The organism is Bosea sp. 29B, from assembly GCF_902506165.1.
Lineage (GTDB): Bacteria > Pseudomonadota > Alphaproteobacteria > Rhizobiales > Beijerinckiaceae > Allobosea.
In genome coordinates, this window is record NZ_LR733817.1 from 5,957,109 (window position 1) to 5,972,014 (window position 14,906).

Sequence of the window (14,906 nt, forward strand, 5' to 3'; positions counted from 1 at the left end):
GCAAAGGTCGCGGCGAGAAGTCTGGAAAAGCCTGCTTCAGAAGCCGCCGAAACGGCGATGGCGATAGACCAGCCCCGGACCGGAACCGCCGCCGCCGAGCGCGACCACCTGGCCGATCAGGATGCGATGGGTGGTGACGCGGTGAACAGCCGCCACACGGCAATCGAAGCTGGCGAGCGCGCTCGCCAGCACCGGCGCCCCGGTCGAAAGCTCGCCCCATTCGCCGATGGCGAAGCGCTCCTCGCCCATCAGGCCGCGCCGGCCCGAGAACACCGTGGCGAGCTCGTGATCGGCAGCCGCCAGCGTGTTCACGCAGAAGATGCCGCTCTCCTCGATCGCCGCCAGCGTCCGGCTGGCGGCCTCGATGCAGACGAGCACGGTCGGAGGCGAAACCGAGACCGAACTGACGGCAGTCGCCGTCAGCCCCGAACGGCCCGCCGGCCCCAGGGTCGTCACGATATGGGTGGCGCTCGCCACCTGCGCCATCGCCTCGCGAAAGGCCTGCGCATCGGGAAGCGCGGCGCGTAAGGCGGCATCGACCATGCTGTTCATCGCCCAACTCTGCGCGAGGTTACTGCCTTTTATCTAAGCGCGCAGGGGTAAAAGGCCAGTTGCATCAATTGTCGACATTCCGGGCGATTCTGCAGCAAGGTTAAGATATATCACAGCGGCGCGGCCCGCTTACTCGCGCCTCAGGGCCGCGAGCAGCCCGGCACGCAGATGTCCCATCAACGCATCGCTCGCCTCGGCGGCCGCCTCCGGCTCGCCCGCGACCAGCGCCTGGGCAAGGATCACATGGTGCTGCGCGGCCGGCACCAGATCGATCTGCCGGTCGAAGAAGTACCAGGCCCGGCGGATCAGCGCCTGCAGCGGCTCGACCGCCCGGCTGGCATAGGGGCTGCGCGCCGCCGCCGCGACCAGCGTATCGAGCTCCTTGTCGAGGCGCATATAGGCGTTGACGTCGTCCGCCTGCGCCGCCTCGCGCATCGCCCGGGCCTTGGCCAGGATGGCGCTGCGCTCAGCCGGGCCGGCGCGCTTGGCCGCCTCGGCCGCGATCAGGCGCTCCAGTACCTCGCGGGCGTCGAGTGCCGCCATCACGTCGATCGCGTCGATGGCGGTGACGGCGACGCCCTTGCGCGGCAGGATCTCGACCAGCCCCTGCTGCGCCAGCCGGATCAGTGCCTCACGTACCGGCGTGCGGCCGACGCCGACGAGGTCGATCATCTGCGCCTCGGTCAGCACTGCGCCCGGCCGCAGCGACAGGGTCACGATCGCTTCCTCGAGGCGGCGATAGGCCAGATCCGACAGGCTGGCGGAGGCGCGAGCGCCGACGGAATCCTCACCGGAAACGCGGGCATCCTCGGTCATGGGCGGCACCCGTGATGCTTGACGCTTCGGATTGCATTGATATATCAGAACTTTCAACAGGACCGCAAGGCGGGCAAGCCGGCCGATCGGCGGTTAATAATCCGCGCATGGAGGCGACATGGCGTTCACCTGCACGATCCCCGCCGTCGCCACGCTTCAGCAGGACGACGACACCGTCCGGATCACGCGCTGGGACTTCGAACCGGGCGCGGTCACCGGCTGGCACAGCCATGGCTGGCCCTATTTCGTGATCATGCTGGTCGCCGGGACCTTGCGCATCCATGACGGCAGCAAGGAGACCGACGTGCCGCTGGCAGAGGGCCAGGCCTATATGCGCCAGGCTGGCATCCAGCACGATGTGATGAACGGCTCGCCCCACCCGATCGCCTTCGTCGAGATCGAGGTGAAGCAGCCGGCGGCGCTCAAGCTCCTGCCGACAACATGAAGATCGCGATCATCGGCGCCGGCATCGTCGGCACGGCCACCGCCCATGCCTTGCTCGACGAGGGCCACGAAGTCCTGATCCTCGACAAGGAAGGTCCGGCCTTCGGTCCCTCGCGCGGCAATGCCGGCATCATCGCGCATACCGACGTGCTGCCGATCGCCAGCCCGAACATGCTGCGCAAGGTGCCGGGCTTCCTGCTCGATCCGCTCGGGCCGCTGGCGATCCGCCTCGGCTATCTCCCGCACTTGCTGCCCTGGCTGGCGCGCTTCCTGCTCGCGGCGCGTCCCGCCGCCTATGAGCGCTCGATCGCCGGCATGATCGCCATCCAGCAACTGGCGCTGCCGGCCTGGCTGGCGCGCGCCGAGAAGGCCGGGATAAGCGGGCATATCCATCGCCGCGGCGCGCTCTACACCTACAGCAATCCGGGCGACACCGCCGGGCTCGAAGCGCTCGCCCGGCGCCAGCGCGCCGCCGGCATCGCCGTCGACATGCTGAAGTCGGAGGAATTGCGCCAACTCGAGCCGGCGCTCAGGGATCGCTTCGCCGGCGCCGCCTTCCATCCCGACTGCGCCCATATCAGCGACCCGCTCGCGCTCACCATGGCGCTGTTCGAGACGGCGCTGGCGCGCGGCGCCACCTATGAGAAGGCCGAGGTCACCAACATCTCGATGGGCGAGCGCCCTGCTTTGGTCGGCCCCAATGGCTGGCAGCGCGTTGTCGATCGCGTCGTCGTCGCGGCCGGCGCCTGGTCGAAGCCGCTGGCGGCGGCGATGGGTGATACCATCCCGCTCGACACCGAGCGCGGCTACAATGTCAGCTTCCCGGGCGTGACCGGCCTGACCAGCCGCCCGATCGGCTTCAAGGATGACGGTTTCGTCATGACCCCGCTGGAAAGCGGCCTGCGCATCGGCGGAGCGGTCGAGTTCGGTGGCCTGCAGGCACCACCGAACCACGCCCGGACCAAGGCGCTCTACGACAAGGCGACGAAGCTAGTGGACGGTCTGCCGGCCTTCGAGAGCGGCACGCTCTGGATGGGCTTCCGCCCCTCGCTGCCGGACTCCCTGCCCGTCATCGGCAAGGCGAGCCGCAACCCCAATGTCGTCTACGCCTTCGGCCACGGCCATTACGGCATGACCCAGTCGACCGCGACGGCCGGTCTCGTCGCAGCGTTGATCGCCGGCCGGCCGGCCGCGATCGACATGAGCTATTTCAGCCCGCAGCGCTTCTGATCAGACCTCGCCGGCGTTAGGCTTTGAATCGGCGGCTGAAGCCATTGAATCAAAGCCTTAGCCGACAAGGGTAACGTCATGATCCGACTCGGCTTTGCGCTTCTTACGGCAACCGCGATCGCCGGCTGCACCAGCCTCGCGCCGCAGGCCTGCGCGCCCGGCCAGCAGGCGATGCTATCAGCCGAATTGCTCTTCGGCCGCAAGATCGGCGACCGCATCGGCGTCAGCGAAACGGACTTCCGCCGCTTCATCGACGAGGAGATGACGCCGCGTTTTCCCGATGGCCTCACCATCCTCGACGCTAGCGGGCAGTATCGCGACCGCGAGCGCGGAGGGCTGATCCGCGAGCCGAGCAAGCTTGTGCTCATCGTCCTGCCTGACGACGCCGGCAACCGCGACAAGCTCACCGCCATCACCGAGGCCTACAAACACCGCTTCGATCAACAATCGGTCGGGCTGATCCTGAAGCCGGCCTGCGCCTCGTTCTAACGTTAGATCGCCCCAGCGAGGAAAGTGGAAACCTTGTCGCGAAAAGACTCCGCGAGGTCAGTGGCCTGGCCACCATTCCTCAACTAGCCTGACGCTGCGGCATAGAAAATGCCGACAAGGGGAAACGCGCAATGCAGGCTTCGATCCTGACCGATCTGCTGTTGCCGCTCGCCATCGGCATCGTCATGCTCGGCCTCGGCCTGAGCCTGACGATCGAGGATTTCCGCCGCGTCGCGCGCTATCCGCTCGCCGTCGGCTTCGGCCTCTTCCTCCAGGTCCTGCTGCTGCCCCTCGCCGCCTTCGCGATCGCGATCGGCCTGAAGCTGTCGGCCGACCATGCCATCGGCCTGATGCTGCTGGCGGCGGCTCCCGGCGGAGCGACGGCCAATATCTACAGCCACCTCGCCCGCGGTGACGTTGCGCTCAACATCACGCTGACGGCGGTCAACAGCCTGCTCTGCCTGCTGACCCTGCCGATCGTGCTCGACCTCTCGCTCAGCTATTTCCTCGACGCCGAGCACTATGTGCCGCCGCCCCACCGCAAGGTGATCGAGGTCGGCGCGATCATCCTGATCCCGGTCGCGATCGGCATGCTGATCCGCGCTCGGGCCGAGCGCTTCGCCATCCGCGCCGAGGCGCCGATCAAGATCTTCTCGATCCTGGTGCTCGCCGTGCTGATCGCCGGCGCGATCTATATCGAGCGCAAGGCGCTGCTGCCGAGCCTGATCGCGGTCGGTGGCGCCTGCCTCGCCTTCAACCTCGTCAGCATGCTCACCGGCTACCTCGCCCCGCTGGCGCTGCGCCTGCCAAAGGGGCAGGCGGTGGCGATAGCCATGGAGATCGGCATCCACAATGCCGCTCTGGCGATCTTCATCGCCCTCAACGTGCTGCGCAACCCGGCTGCAGCCGTGGTGCCCGGCATCTACAGCCTGATCATGTACGTGACGGCGTCGGCCTTCGCCGTCTGGCTGCTGCGCTCCAGCAGGAATTTCCCCGCCAGAGCCTGATTCCTTACCGAAAAAGCGCGAGTCGTCCCGAGCGACCGGAGGGAAACCCGGGACCCGTTCCGGAACCTCTATCGGATAGGCTCAGGAATGGATCCCGGATCTTCGCTTCGCTACGTCCAGGATGACACCGCGATGAGGGGAGGTAATCAGCCGAACCGCGCCGGCGCGAATGGCGTCGGATCGACGAAGACCTTCTGCCCGCTCACCATCTCGGCAACCATGCGCCCAGTCACCGCCGCCAGCGTCAGCCCGTGATGGGCGTGGCCGAAGGAGAACCACAGGTTCCTGTGCTTCGGCGCAGGACCGATGATCGGCATCATGTCCGGCGTGCACGGCCGGTTGCCGAGCCAGGGCTCGGCGTCGAGCCGCTCACCGAGCGGGAACAGGGTCTTGGCGATCGGCTCGGCCCGGGCGAGCTGCACCGGCGTCTTCGGCGCGCCGCGATTGGCGAATTCGGCGCCGGTGGTGAGGCGCACGCCCTGGCGCATCGGCGCCAGGAAATAGCCGCGCTCGGTGTCGAGCACCGGGTGGTTCAGCACGGCGTTGCCGAGCGGCTTGTAGTGCATGTGGTAGCCGCGCTTGACCGCGAGCGGCAGGCGATAGCCGAGCCGGTTCGTCAGCACGTCGGCCCAGGGTCCGAGCGCAACGATCGCGTCCATGCCGAGCGCCTTGGTGCCGTCGGCCAGCGTCACGCTCCAGCGATCGCCGTCTTGGGTCAGCGTACCGGCATCGCCCTGGGCGAAACGTCCACCGAGCTTTTCGAACAGCGCCAGATAGGCCTTGGACAGGCCGAACGGATCGATCACCGTCACCGGATCGGTCCAGTGCAGACCGCCGATCAGGCTCTGGTCGAGATGCGGTTCCTCGGCGCGCAGCTCGGCCGCGTCGAGCGCACGATGGTTCAGGCCGTAATCGCGCTTCCAGCGCGCCGCCTCGGCCAGGCGGGTCTCCTGTTCGAAGGGCGTCCGGAACACCTTCATCCAGCCCTTGCGGCGCAAGAGATCGGTCGCGCCCGCTTCCTGCGCCAGCGCATCGTGCTCGGTGACGCAATGCTCGATCAGGGTCGCATACTTGTGGGCGATCGCCTCGTGCTGCGAGGCGCGCGAATGCATCCAGTACGACCACAGGAAGGGCGCGAGCTTGGGGATCGCGTTCCAATGATAGTGCGCATCGATGGTGTTGTTCATCGCATAGCGGATAAGAGCGCCGAAATCATGCGGGAAGCCGTAGGGGTAGACGCCTTCGCGCTGGATCAGCCCGGCATTGCCGTAGCTGGTCTCAGCCCCAGGCTGGCCGCGATCGACCAGCAGCACCGAGCGGCCGGCCTTCTGCAGATGCAGCGCCACCGAAATCCCGACGATGCCTGCCCCAACAACGATCGCGTCCGTGCGCATCAGCCCTGTCTCCGCCAGCCTTCCCCGCCAGCAAGAATAACGCCAGCTGCAGCGCTGTCAGCCATTTCGTTGAATGTTGCGGATAAACCGGCAAAGTTTCGCAGCTTCTGCCACACTTATTGCAGTGCAGCGATTCCGCTTGGCATCCAAGCTGATCCTACGCAATTTTCTGCGTAGGCTCGAACCCGTCATTCCGATGAAGGGAAAGAACGCGGGCTCAGATGCACTCCGGCGATGGTGCAGCGGGTCGAGCCTCCGGCCCGTTCGATCGTCGGGATCGCGAGCGGCAGCGGCCGCGCACTCTCGCCGATGATGCCGAGCTGTTCGGGCGTCAGGGCGGAGAAGGCCGTCGTCGACAAGGCCAGGACGCGCCCGTTCCGGCCCTGAAGCTCGATCGCATTGCCGGCGAATGCCTCGATCTGCGCATTGCTGAGCGCGATCACCTGGCGGCCGGCGCGCTCGAAACGATCGACGATCTCGCTGCGCCGCACCGCATCGGTGATCATGTCGAGGCCGATCATGGCGAAATCGGTCGCGACGCACATCAGCACATTGGTGTGGTAGATGTCGGCGCCGTTGCCATCCTTCGCCGAGAACACCATCGGCTCGAAATTGAACTGGGTGCAGAAGCGCTCCAGGATGATCGGGTCGGTGCGTTCGGATTTGGCCGCATAGGCGATCCGGTCGATATGATCGAGCACCATGGCGCCGGTGCCTTCGAGGAAGAGACCGTCCGGTTCGAGGCCGGAATAGTCGATCACCTCCTGCACCCGGTAGCGGCGCTTCAGCATCTCGATGACGTCGCTGCGGCGTTCGCGCCGGCGGCTGACCGCCTTCATCGGATAGATCGCGACATGGCCGCCGGCATGGGTGGAGAACCAGTTGTTCGGGAAGACGGAATCCGGCGTCAGCGTGCCCTCGTCCTCGAACAGATGCACGGTAACGCCATGCTCCTCCAGCAGCGCGGCCGCCTCCGTGATCTCCTGGAAGGCGAGCTCAGCAAGATCGTCCCCCTCCTCCTGCAGACGCTGGAAATGATTGTCCGCCGCGGTCTCGGTGTTGACCGTGAAATGATGCGGCCGGACCATGACCACGGCGGAGGGAGCCTGGACGGAAAAGGCTGGCTGGCGTGCCATCGGAGTATCCTTGAAGGGTCAGTCAGCGGCGCGCTGCAGCATGCCGAAGAGATCGCGCGGCTCGTCGGGATCGGCGATCATGTCGAGGTTCTGGTAGAGGTCCGTGCCGCCGATGCGCTCGCGCAGATAGCGCAACGCCGAGAAATCCTCGATCGCGAAGCCGACGCTGTCGAACAGCGTGATCTGCCTGGCATCCCGCCGGCCCGGAACCTGCCCCGTGATGACGCGCCAGAGCTCGGTGATCGGATAGTCCTTGTCCATCTGCTGGATTTCGCCCTCGATCCAGGTCTGCGGCGGGTATTCGACGAAGGTGTCGGCGCGCAGCAGGATGTCGCGATGGAGCTCGGTCTTGCCCGGGCAGTCGCCGCCGATGGCGTTGAGGTGAACGCCGCGCCCGACCATGTTGTCGGTCAGGATCGTCGCGAACTGCTTGTCGGCGGTACAAGTGGTGATGATTTCGGCTCCCTCGACCGCGGCTTGCGCCGTGCTGCAGGCGGTGACCGAGAGCCCGCTCCCCTGCAGGTTGCGCCGCGTCTTTTCGGTGGCGGCAGGATCGATGTCGTAGAGCCTGACCGCCTCGATACCGATGACCGCCTTCATTGCCAGCGCCTGGAACTCGGCCTGCGCGCCATTGCCGATCATCGCCATGGTGCGGGCGCCCTTCGGTGCCAGATGCCGGGCCGCCATGGCCGAGGTGGCGGCGGTGCGCAGCGCGGTCAGCAAGGTCATCTCGGTGAGCAGGACGGGATAGCCGCTGGCGACCTCGGCCAGCAGGCCAAAGGCAGTAACGGTCTGCAGGCCGGACGCGACGTTCTTCGGATGGCCGTTGACGTATTTGCAGCCGTAGATGGTGCCGTCCGAGGTCGGCATCAGCTCGATCACGCCGTCGCGCGAATGGCTGGCGATGCGCGGAGTCTTGTCGAAGCTCTCCCAGCGCCGGAAATCCTCCTCGATGCGATCAGTAAGCTCGCGCAGCATCGTCTCGATGCCGACCCGATGGACGAGACGCATCATGTTGTCGACGCTGACGAAAGGCACCATCGCCTTCGCTGAGGGGGGTAATGCGGTCATGCGTGGCGCCAGGTCCCGTGCTGTTGAGAGGTGACTCTACAGCCGGCGGCATGCTGTCCGAAATACCAGAACTGTGGTATTTCTGGCAGCTAATTGAACAGATTACTTATACAGATTGCCCATTCGGTCAGGAGCCTCGATGGTCATCGAAATCGCCAAATATGTCCCCGACACGCTTGATCGGGCCCTGATCACGCAGTTGCGGGCCGATGGCCGCGCTTCGCTCTCCAAGCTTGCGATCGTGCTGGGGGTCGCCCGCGGCACTGTCCAGAACAGGCTGGACCGGCTGATCGAGACCGGAACGCTGCTCGGCTTCACCGCCCGCGTCCGCGACGACTACGACACGAATGCTGTGCATGCGGTGATGATGATCGAGGTCGTCGGCAAGTCGACCACTCAGGTCATCCGCAAGCTGCGCGGGCTGCCGGAGGTCCACACGCTGCACACCACCAACGGCAATTGGGACCTGGTCGCCAACATCCGCACCGGCAGCCTCGCCGAATTCGACCGCATCCTGCGCGAGGTGCGGATGATCGACGGTGTCGCGAACAGCGAAACCAGCCTGCTGCTGAGCAGCGCCTAGAGCTTTTTCGAGCGAAATGGGCGCCACGTCCCACCCGGCCGCGCAATGACGGCAGGCCGCCCTGCGCCGGCACCAGATGACGCCGCCCTCCGGATCGGCCAGTGTGGCCCTCCGTTTCACTTCTCCGGTCTCGATGCTCGCCGCCCTCGCCTCCGCCCTCGCTCTGCTCGGCCGCTACGGCACGCAGGGCTTCGCGCTCTCGATCTTCCTTGGCCTCGCTCTGCCGCAGTTCTCGGCGGCGGCGCGCCCGCTCCTGCCGATCACGATCTTCTGCTTCACCACCGTCGTGTTCATGCGCGCCGACCTGCGCGTCATCGCCGGGCTGGTGCGCCGGCCGGCGAAGCTGATCGTGACCTGCCTCTGGCTGCTCTTCACGCCAGCGCTGCTGATCGCCGCGGCCCTCGCTTTGCTCGGGCGCGAGGCGCTCGACCCCGGCCTGCTGCTCGGCGTCGCGATCATGGGCGCAGCGCCGCCGATCATGTCGTCGCCGGCGGTCGCCATCCTCTACGGCTTCGAGCCCTCGTTGATCATCGCCGGCGTCATCGTCACCACGATCGTGAGCCCGATCATTGCACCGTTCCTGGTCGACTGGCTGGCGGGAGCCGCCGTCCCGCTCGACCGGCTGGCGCTGGCCTTGCGGCTGGTGATGTTCATCGGCGGCGGCATGGTCGTCGCTTTTGCCATCAGGCGTTGGCTCGGGGCCGAGCGCATCCGGGAGCTCAAGCCCAATCTCGATGGCTTCGGCGTGCTGATGTATTTCGTCTTCGCCATCGCGGCGATGGACGGCGTCACCAAAGCGGCGATGGAGCGGCCGAGCCAAGTCGGGCTGTTCCTGGCCGTCGCCTTCCTGGTCTCCGCGGTCGGCCTCGCCAGCGCCTGGCTCGCGCTCCGCCGTTTCCCCGTCTCCGAGCGCTTCATGATCGGCTACGGCACCGGCCAGCGGAACATGGGCCTGCTGGTTGCAGCGCTCGGCGCCGGCGTACCGCCGACCACCTATCTCTATTTCGCGCTGGCCCAGTTCCCGATCTATCTGCTGCCCTGGCTGCTGCGCGGCGTCGCAGCGCGGATCAGGCGCAAGGAGGCCTCTGCTGACGCGAGCTGACCAGACCGGCTCCCAGGCTGCTCTTAACCAGCCGCTTTGACGGTCTGGAGCGGGGAGACAATGCCGATGAAGCTCTATTCCGGACCACTCAGCCTGTTCGGCCGCAAGGTCGAGATCGCCCTTGCCGAAAAGGGGCTGGCCTTCGAGCGTGTCGTGGTGCCGTTCAACCAGATGGTCGGCTATAATCCGAAGCACCCCGACGTGCTCGCGGCCAACCCGAAGGCGCAGGTGCCGGTCCTGGTCGATGGCGAGCTGACCCTCTACGATTCCACCCTGATCCTCGAATATCTCGATGAGGCCTATCCGCAGCCACCGCTCTACCCCGCAACGCCGATCGAGCGGGCGCGCTGTCGCCAGCACGAGCTCTTCGCCGACGAAGTGCTGTTCGGCGCGCTGCGCCAACTCTTCCACCGCAACGGCGAACGCCTGCCGCAGACGGAGCTGGAGCGGGCGGAGGGCGAAGCCAGGGCGGCCGAGGCCCTGCTGGCGCGCTATTTCGTCGAGATCGAGGCGGCGCTCGGCCAAAAACCCTATCTTTGCGGCGCGTTCAGTGTCGCCGACATCGGGATGTTCCTGATGGTGCACTATGCCCGCCGGCTTGACGGGCCGTCATTCGCTGCTCTTCCGGCACTCGCCGCCTGGTACGAGCGGATCAGCGCGCGTCCCGTCTTTGCGACACAACTGGCCGAGATCTCCGACTGGGACCGCAAGCTCTCGCTGCCGCTCCAGCGCCTCTGAGTCCGAGGGCGATGGCCGAGGCGCATAGGCCGGCGTCGCAGTCTCGAAGAAATCCCTGCTGACGCGAGCTGACTGCAAGCTTTGTCAGAGTTCCGGCAAACAAAACCGGAGTTCCTGTTATGATCACGCTCTATTCGGGGCCGCTCAGCCTGTTCTCGCGCAAAGTCGAGATCGCACTGCGCGAGAAAGGTCTCGCCTTCGAGCGCATCATGGTGCCGTTCAACCAGACCACCGGCTACGACCCCAAGCATCCCGAAGTCGTCGCCCTCAACCCCAAGCAGCAGGTCCCGGTGCTGAACGATGACGGGATCGTGCTCTACGATTCCACCGTGATCCTCGAATATCTCGAAGACGCTTATCCGGAGCCGCCGCTCCTGCCGCTCTGCCCCGGCGCCCGGGCACGCTGCCGGCTCGACGAGCTCTATGCCGACGAGATCATGCTGCAGGCGCTGAAGCCGCTGATGCATCGCACCACGCCGCCCTCGACCGACCAGACCCGGCGCTTCGCCCAGGAAACCGATGCGTTGATCGCCGAAAATGCGCTGGAGAAGCACTATGGCGTGCTGGAGGACCGGCTCGCCGGGCGCGAATTCTTCGGCGACGCCGTCTCGGTCGCCGATATCGCCCTGTTCATGAGCGTGCTGTTCTCGCTTCGCCTCGGCGGCCCGTCGCTTGCGCCCTTCGACGGCCTATCGCGCTGGTTCGAGCGGCTGAAGCTGCGGCCTGCCTTCACCCAGGCTACCGTCGAGATCGCCGAGGCCGACCGGCGCCTCTCCTTCCCGTTGAAACGCGCCTGAGAACGGCCTTTCGCGATTGCGAGGGGCGCGGCGCAGCGCTAGACCACGGCGCATGAGCACGATCCGCATCGCCCCATCCATCCTCTCAGCCGATTTCGCCAAACTCGGCGAGGAGGTCCGCGCCGTCGACGAAGCTGGCGCCGACTGGATCCATTGCGACGTGATGGACGGGCATTTCGTGCCCAACATCACCTTCGGCCCCGACGTGCTGAAGGCGATCCGCCCACACACGAAGAAGTTCTTCGACGTCCATTTGATGATCGCGCCGGTCGATCCCTACATCGAGGCCTTCGCCAAGGCCGGCGCCGACCTGATCTCGTTCCATGTCGAGGCTGGGGCGCATCCGCACCGGACGCTGCAGGCGATCAAGGCGCAGGGCAAGCAGGCCGGCATCGTGCTCAATCCCGGCACGCCGGCGAGCGCGGCCGAGCCGCTGATCGGCGATGTCGACCTGATCCTGCTGATGACGGTCAACCCCGGCTTCGGCGGCCAGAGCTTCATCCATTCGGTCGTCGAGAAGATCGCGCAGGTGCGTGCATTGATCGGCGAGCGCCCGATCGCGCTCGAGATCGACGGCGGCGTCACGCCGCAGACGGCGCCGCTCTGCATCAAGGCCGGCGCCGACACGCTCGTCGCCGGCTCGGCCGTGTTCAAGGGCGGCCCCTCGGCCTACGCCGGCAACATCGCCGCCATCCGCAAGGCGGCGGAGGCGGCGCGCGGCGACTGGGTCTGAGAGCTCTAAAGATCGATCCCGGCGAAGCCGCCATAGATCATGCGGGCGCCGTCGAACGGCATCGGATTGGCGCCCGGTGCCATGCGCGGATCCTCCATGATCTTCTGCCAGCCGGCATCGCGCGCCTCCTTGCTCGGCCATTCGACCCAGGAGAAGACGACGACCTCGTCGTCCTTGGCAGCGACAGCGCGATAGAAATCGGTCTGCTTGCCATGCGGGACGTCGTCGCCCCAATGCTCGGCGATCCGCGTCGCACCATTTTCCTTGAACAGTGGTGCGGTCTTGCGGGCGTGCTCGATATAAGCCTCGCGATTGGCGGCCGGCACGGCCGCGACGAAACCATCGACATAGGACATCGGTCTTTTCCTCCTTGGGTCTGTCGGCGCTCCAAAGCTACGGAGCATCCCGCCCAGCCGGCGCGGACGCTAGGCAGGATATGGGTCCGAAGCTGTCAGCAGCAGCCCTCCGGCATTCCGTCAGCGGCCCGTCCGTGCTAGCGAGCCGGCGAGCCTTTCATCGTCACGTCGCGAGCCCGCTATGATCCCTCGTTATTCCCGCCCCGAGATGGTCGCGATCTGGGAGCCGCAGACGCGCTTCCGCATCTGGTTCGAGATCGAGGCGCACGCCACCGACAAGCTCGCCGAGCTCGGCGTCGTGCCGAAGGAAGCGGCCGCGACGATCTGGGCCAAGGCCAAGGACGCCACCTTCGACGTCGCCCGCATCGACGAGATCGAGCGCGTCACCAAGCACGACGTCATCGCCTTCCTGACCCATCTCGCCGAGATCGTCGGCCCCGAGGCGCGCTTCGTCCACCAGGGCATGACCTCCTCGGATGTGCTCGACACCACGCTCTCGGTGCAGTTGGCGCGCGCCACCGACATCCTGATCGCCGATGTCGACTGCCTCCTCGCCGCCATCAAGCGCCGGGCCTTCGAGCACAAGCTGACCCCAACCATCGGCCGCTCGCACGGCATCCATGCCGAACCGGTGACCTTCGGCCTGAAGCTCGCCCAGGCCTATGCCGAGTTCGACCGCTGCCGCGCCCGGCTCGTCGCGGCACGCGCTGAGATCGCGACCTGCGCCATCTCCGGCGCAGTCGGCACCTTCGCCAATATCGACCCGCAGGTGGAGGAATACGTCGCCGAGAAGATGGGATTGACGCCAGAGTCGGTCTCGACCCAGGTCATCCCGCGCGACCGCCACGCCATGTTCTTCGCCACGCTCGGCGTAGTCGCCTCCAGCGTCGAGCGCCTCGCCACCGAGATCCGCCATCTCCAGCGCACCGAGGTCTACGAAGCCGAGGAGTATTTCTCGCCGGGCCAGAAGGGCTCCTCGGCGATGCCGCACAAGCGCAATCCCGTCCTGACCGAGAACCTGACCGGCCTCGCCCGGCTGGTGCGCGGCATGGTCACCCCGGCGCTGGAGAACGTCGCCCTCTGGCACGAACGCGACATCTCGCACTCCTCGGTCGAGCGGATGATCGGCCCCGATGCGACAGTGACGCTCGATTTCGCCCTCGCCCGCCTCACCGGCGTTGTCGACAAGCTGCTGATCTATCCGCAGAACATGCGGAAGAACCTCGACAAGCTCGGCGGGCTACATAACTCGCAGCGCGTCCTGCTCGCTTTGACCCAGGCCGGCGCCAGCCGCGAGGACAGCTACTCCATGGTCCAGCGCAACGCCATGCGCACCTGGGAGCATGGCGAGGACTTCCTGACGAACCTCAAGGCCGACAAGGACGTCACCGCGAAGCTGTCGGTGGCCGAGCTCGAGGCGATGTTCGACGAGGGCTACCACTTCAAGCACGTCGACACGATCTTCCGCCGGGTGTTCGGCGAGGCGTGATGTCCCGGCTCGGGACGCTTTGGAAGAGATTAGCTGGCCGCGGGCAACCACGGCCTGTATCCAATCCCTCATCTTCCCCAGCACCTCGGCCGAACGGATACAAGGCTTTCACGAAGGCTCATGATCGCGAGATTCGCCTCGCCGACCTTGACAATGTCCTCGGGCCGCTAAGCCCCACCGAGCAAGGCGTGTTCGAACTGCGCAAGCAGGCATGCTCGATGGGCCTGGCGGAGTGGCAGGCAGAAGCGAATATCAAAGCGCTCATCCGGCGCAACAAGCTCGCCAGCCTGGCCGCGCGAGCGGACCGTGAGGCCACATGCGTGGCCATCCTGCTCGATCTGTCCGGCTCCATGCGCGACCAGCGCATCATGATGGTCCGGGGCGTTCTCGATGTTGTCGGCATCGTACCGCAGGCACTTGGAATTCAGTTCGAGATTCTCGGCTTCACGACGGCTCGCTGGAAGGGAGGGTTGTCGCGGCGACAGTGGATCGACACCGGGAAGCCGCATTGGCCGGGGCGTTTGAACGATCTCCTTCACGTGGTGATCGCGGAGGCAGACGTTCACGATAGCGCCCGCCTTGCCAAGCTGGACCAATTGCTGCGCCCTGATCTGCCGAAGGAAAATATCGATGGCGAAGCCATCGAATGGGCGTGCTCACGCCTCATGTCGCGGAAGGCAAGCCGAAGAGCGCTGATCGTGATTTCTGATGGAGCTCCGGTCGACGATTCAACCCTGCAAGCCAACGATCTCAACTATCTCGTTGACCACCTCAAAAGCGTCGTCGCGGCAGTGCAGAACGGCGGCGAGATCGGGCTATTCGGGGTAGGGATCGACTACAGCCCTTCGCGCTTTTATTGCGATGCTCGCAAGTCCAGTAGCCCCGACGAGTTGCTGGAGGCGCTCTTCGACGTTCTCGACACCGTATTCACTCCTCCGCTGAGCATCGACCTTGAATCAACTGGTTGAC

17 protein-coding genes are annotated in these 14,906 nt (G+C 65.9%); 11 read left to right on the forward strand and 6 right to left on the reverse strand.

The genetic code is table 11. From position 1 onward, the window contains the following. Nucleotides 1-36: 36 nt before the first annotated feature. Nucleotides 37-552 carry a flavin reductase gene (locus GV161_RS28935; RefSeq protein WP_152012716.1) on the reverse strand — a complete coding sequence of 172 codons (516 nt, stop codon included), beginning with the start codon at nt 550-552 and terminating at the stop codon, nt 37-39. Nucleotides 553-681: 129 nt separating this feature from the next. After that, nucleotides 682-1,368 (reverse strand): GntR family transcriptional regulator, encoded by a 687-nt coding sequence (locus GV161_RS28940; protein ID WP_152012717.1) that lies wholly within the window; start codon nt 1,366-1,368, stop codon nt 682-684. Nucleotides 1,369-1,486: 118 nt separating this feature from the next. Between GV161_RS28940 and GV161_RS28945 the strand changes: the two genes are divergently transcribed. The 4 genes from GV161_RS28945 (at nt 1,487) to GV161_RS28960 (ending at nt 4,538) form a co-directional block, all read left to right on the forward strand. Continuing rightward, nucleotides 1,487-1,813 carry a cupin domain-containing protein gene (locus GV161_RS28945; RefSeq protein WP_152012718.1) on the forward strand — a complete coding sequence of 109 codons (327 nt, stop codon included), beginning with the start codon at nt 1,487-1,489 and terminating at the stop codon, nt 1,811-1,813. Next, nucleotides 1,810-3,042, forward strand: a complete 1,233-nt coding sequence (locus GV161_RS28950) for an FAD-binding oxidoreductase (protein WP_152012719.1) — start codon at nt 1,810-1,812, stop codon at nt 3,040-3,042. Before GV161_RS28945 ends, GV161_RS28950 begins: the two co-directional genes overlap by 4 nt. Before the next feature lie 78 nt (nt 3,043-3,120). Then, entirely contained in the window at nt 3,121-3,531 is a 411-nt protein-coding gene (locus tag GV161_RS28955; RefSeq protein WP_152012720.1) for a DUF3574 domain-containing protein, read from the forward strand. Nucleotides 3,532-3,662: 131 nt separating this feature from the next. After that, complete coding sequence (locus tag GV161_RS28960) at nt 3,663-4,538, forward strand: bile acid:sodium symporter family protein (protein ID WP_152012721.1); 876 nt, start codon at nt 3,663-3,665, stop codon at nt 4,536-4,538. 146 nt (nt 4,539-4,684) lie between these two features. On the opposite strand, the gene GV161_RS28965 is transcribed toward GV161_RS28960, so the two are convergent. The 3 genes from GV161_RS28965 to GV161_RS28975 form a co-directional block, all read right to left on the reverse strand. Next, nucleotides 4,685-5,932, reverse strand: a complete 1,248-nt coding sequence (locus GV161_RS28965) for an FAD-dependent oxidoreductase (protein ID WP_152012722.1) — start codon at nt 5,930-5,932, stop codon at nt 4,685-4,687. 188 nt (nt 5,933-6,120) lie between these two features. Beyond that, entirely contained in the window at nt 6,121-7,068 is a 948-nt protein-coding gene (locus tag GV161_RS28970) for an arginine deiminase-related protein (RefSeq protein ID WP_152012723.1), read from the reverse strand. 18 nt (nt 7,069-7,086) lie between these two features. Further along, a complete protein-coding gene (locus GV161_RS28975; protein ID WP_152012724.1) occupies nt 7,087-8,139 on the reverse strand; it encodes an ornithine cyclodeaminase in 1,053 nt (350 codons plus the stop codon). A gap of 139 nt (nt 8,140-8,278) precedes the next feature. On the opposite strand from GV161_RS28975, the gene GV161_RS28980 reads away from it, so the two are divergent. The 5 genes from GV161_RS28980 to rpe all read left to right on the forward strand — a co-directional run bounded on the left by GV161_RS28980 (nt 8,279) and on the right by rpe (nt 12,092). Next, nucleotides 8,279-8,722 (forward strand): Lrp/AsnC family transcriptional regulator, encoded by a 444-nt coding sequence (locus GV161_RS28980; RefSeq protein WP_152012725.1) that lies wholly within the window; start codon nt 8,279-8,281, stop codon nt 8,720-8,722. Nucleotides 8,723-8,825: 103 nt separating this feature from the next. Beyond that, complete coding sequence (locus GV161_RS28985) at nt 8,826-9,824, forward strand: hypothetical protein (protein WP_159650511.1); 999 nt, start codon at nt 8,826-8,828, stop codon at nt 9,822-9,824. A 66-nt stretch (nt 9,825-9,890) separates the two neighbouring features. Further along, entirely contained in the window at nt 9,891-10,562 is a 672-nt protein-coding gene (locus GV161_RS28990; protein ID WP_152012727.1) for a glutathione S-transferase family protein, read from the forward strand. Nucleotides 10,563-10,681: 119 nt separating this feature from the next. Next, a complete protein-coding gene (locus GV161_RS28995; RefSeq protein ID WP_244623922.1) occupies nt 10,682-11,359 on the forward strand; it encodes a glutathione S-transferase family protein in 678 nt (225 codons plus the stop codon). Nucleotides 11,360-11,411: 52 nt separating this feature from the next. After that, nucleotides 11,412-12,092 carry a ribulose-phosphate 3-epimerase gene (gene rpe, locus GV161_RS29000; RefSeq protein ID WP_152012728.1) on the forward strand — a complete coding sequence of 227 codons (681 nt, stop codon included), beginning with the start codon at nt 11,412-11,414 and terminating at the stop codon, nt 12,090-12,092. A 5-nt stretch (nt 12,093-12,097) separates the two neighbouring features. Here rpe and GV161_RS29005 read toward each other — a convergent pair whose 3' ends face one another. Then, entirely contained in the window at nt 12,098-12,448 is a 351-nt protein-coding gene (locus GV161_RS29005) for a DUF1428 domain-containing protein (protein WP_152012729.1), read from the reverse strand. 181 nt (nt 12,449-12,629) lie between these two features. Here GV161_RS29005 and purB point away from each other — a divergent pair, with 181 nt between their 5' ends. Together purB and GV161_RS29015 are read left to right on the forward strand one after the other, a co-directional pair. After that, the gene (gene purB, locus GV161_RS29010; protein WP_152012730.1) at nt 12,630-13,937 is read left to right on the forward strand and encodes an adenylosuccinate lyase; all 1,308 of its coding nucleotides are present in this window, start codon (nt 12,630-12,632) and stop codon (nt 13,935-13,937) included. 188 nt (nt 13,938-14,125) lie between these two features. After that, nucleotides 14,126-14,905, forward strand: coding sequence for a hypothetical protein (locus tag GV161_RS29015; protein ID WP_159650514.1), 780 nt, complete (start codon nt 14,126-14,128; stop codon nt 14,903-14,905). Nucleotide 14,906: the final 1 nt, after the last annotated feature.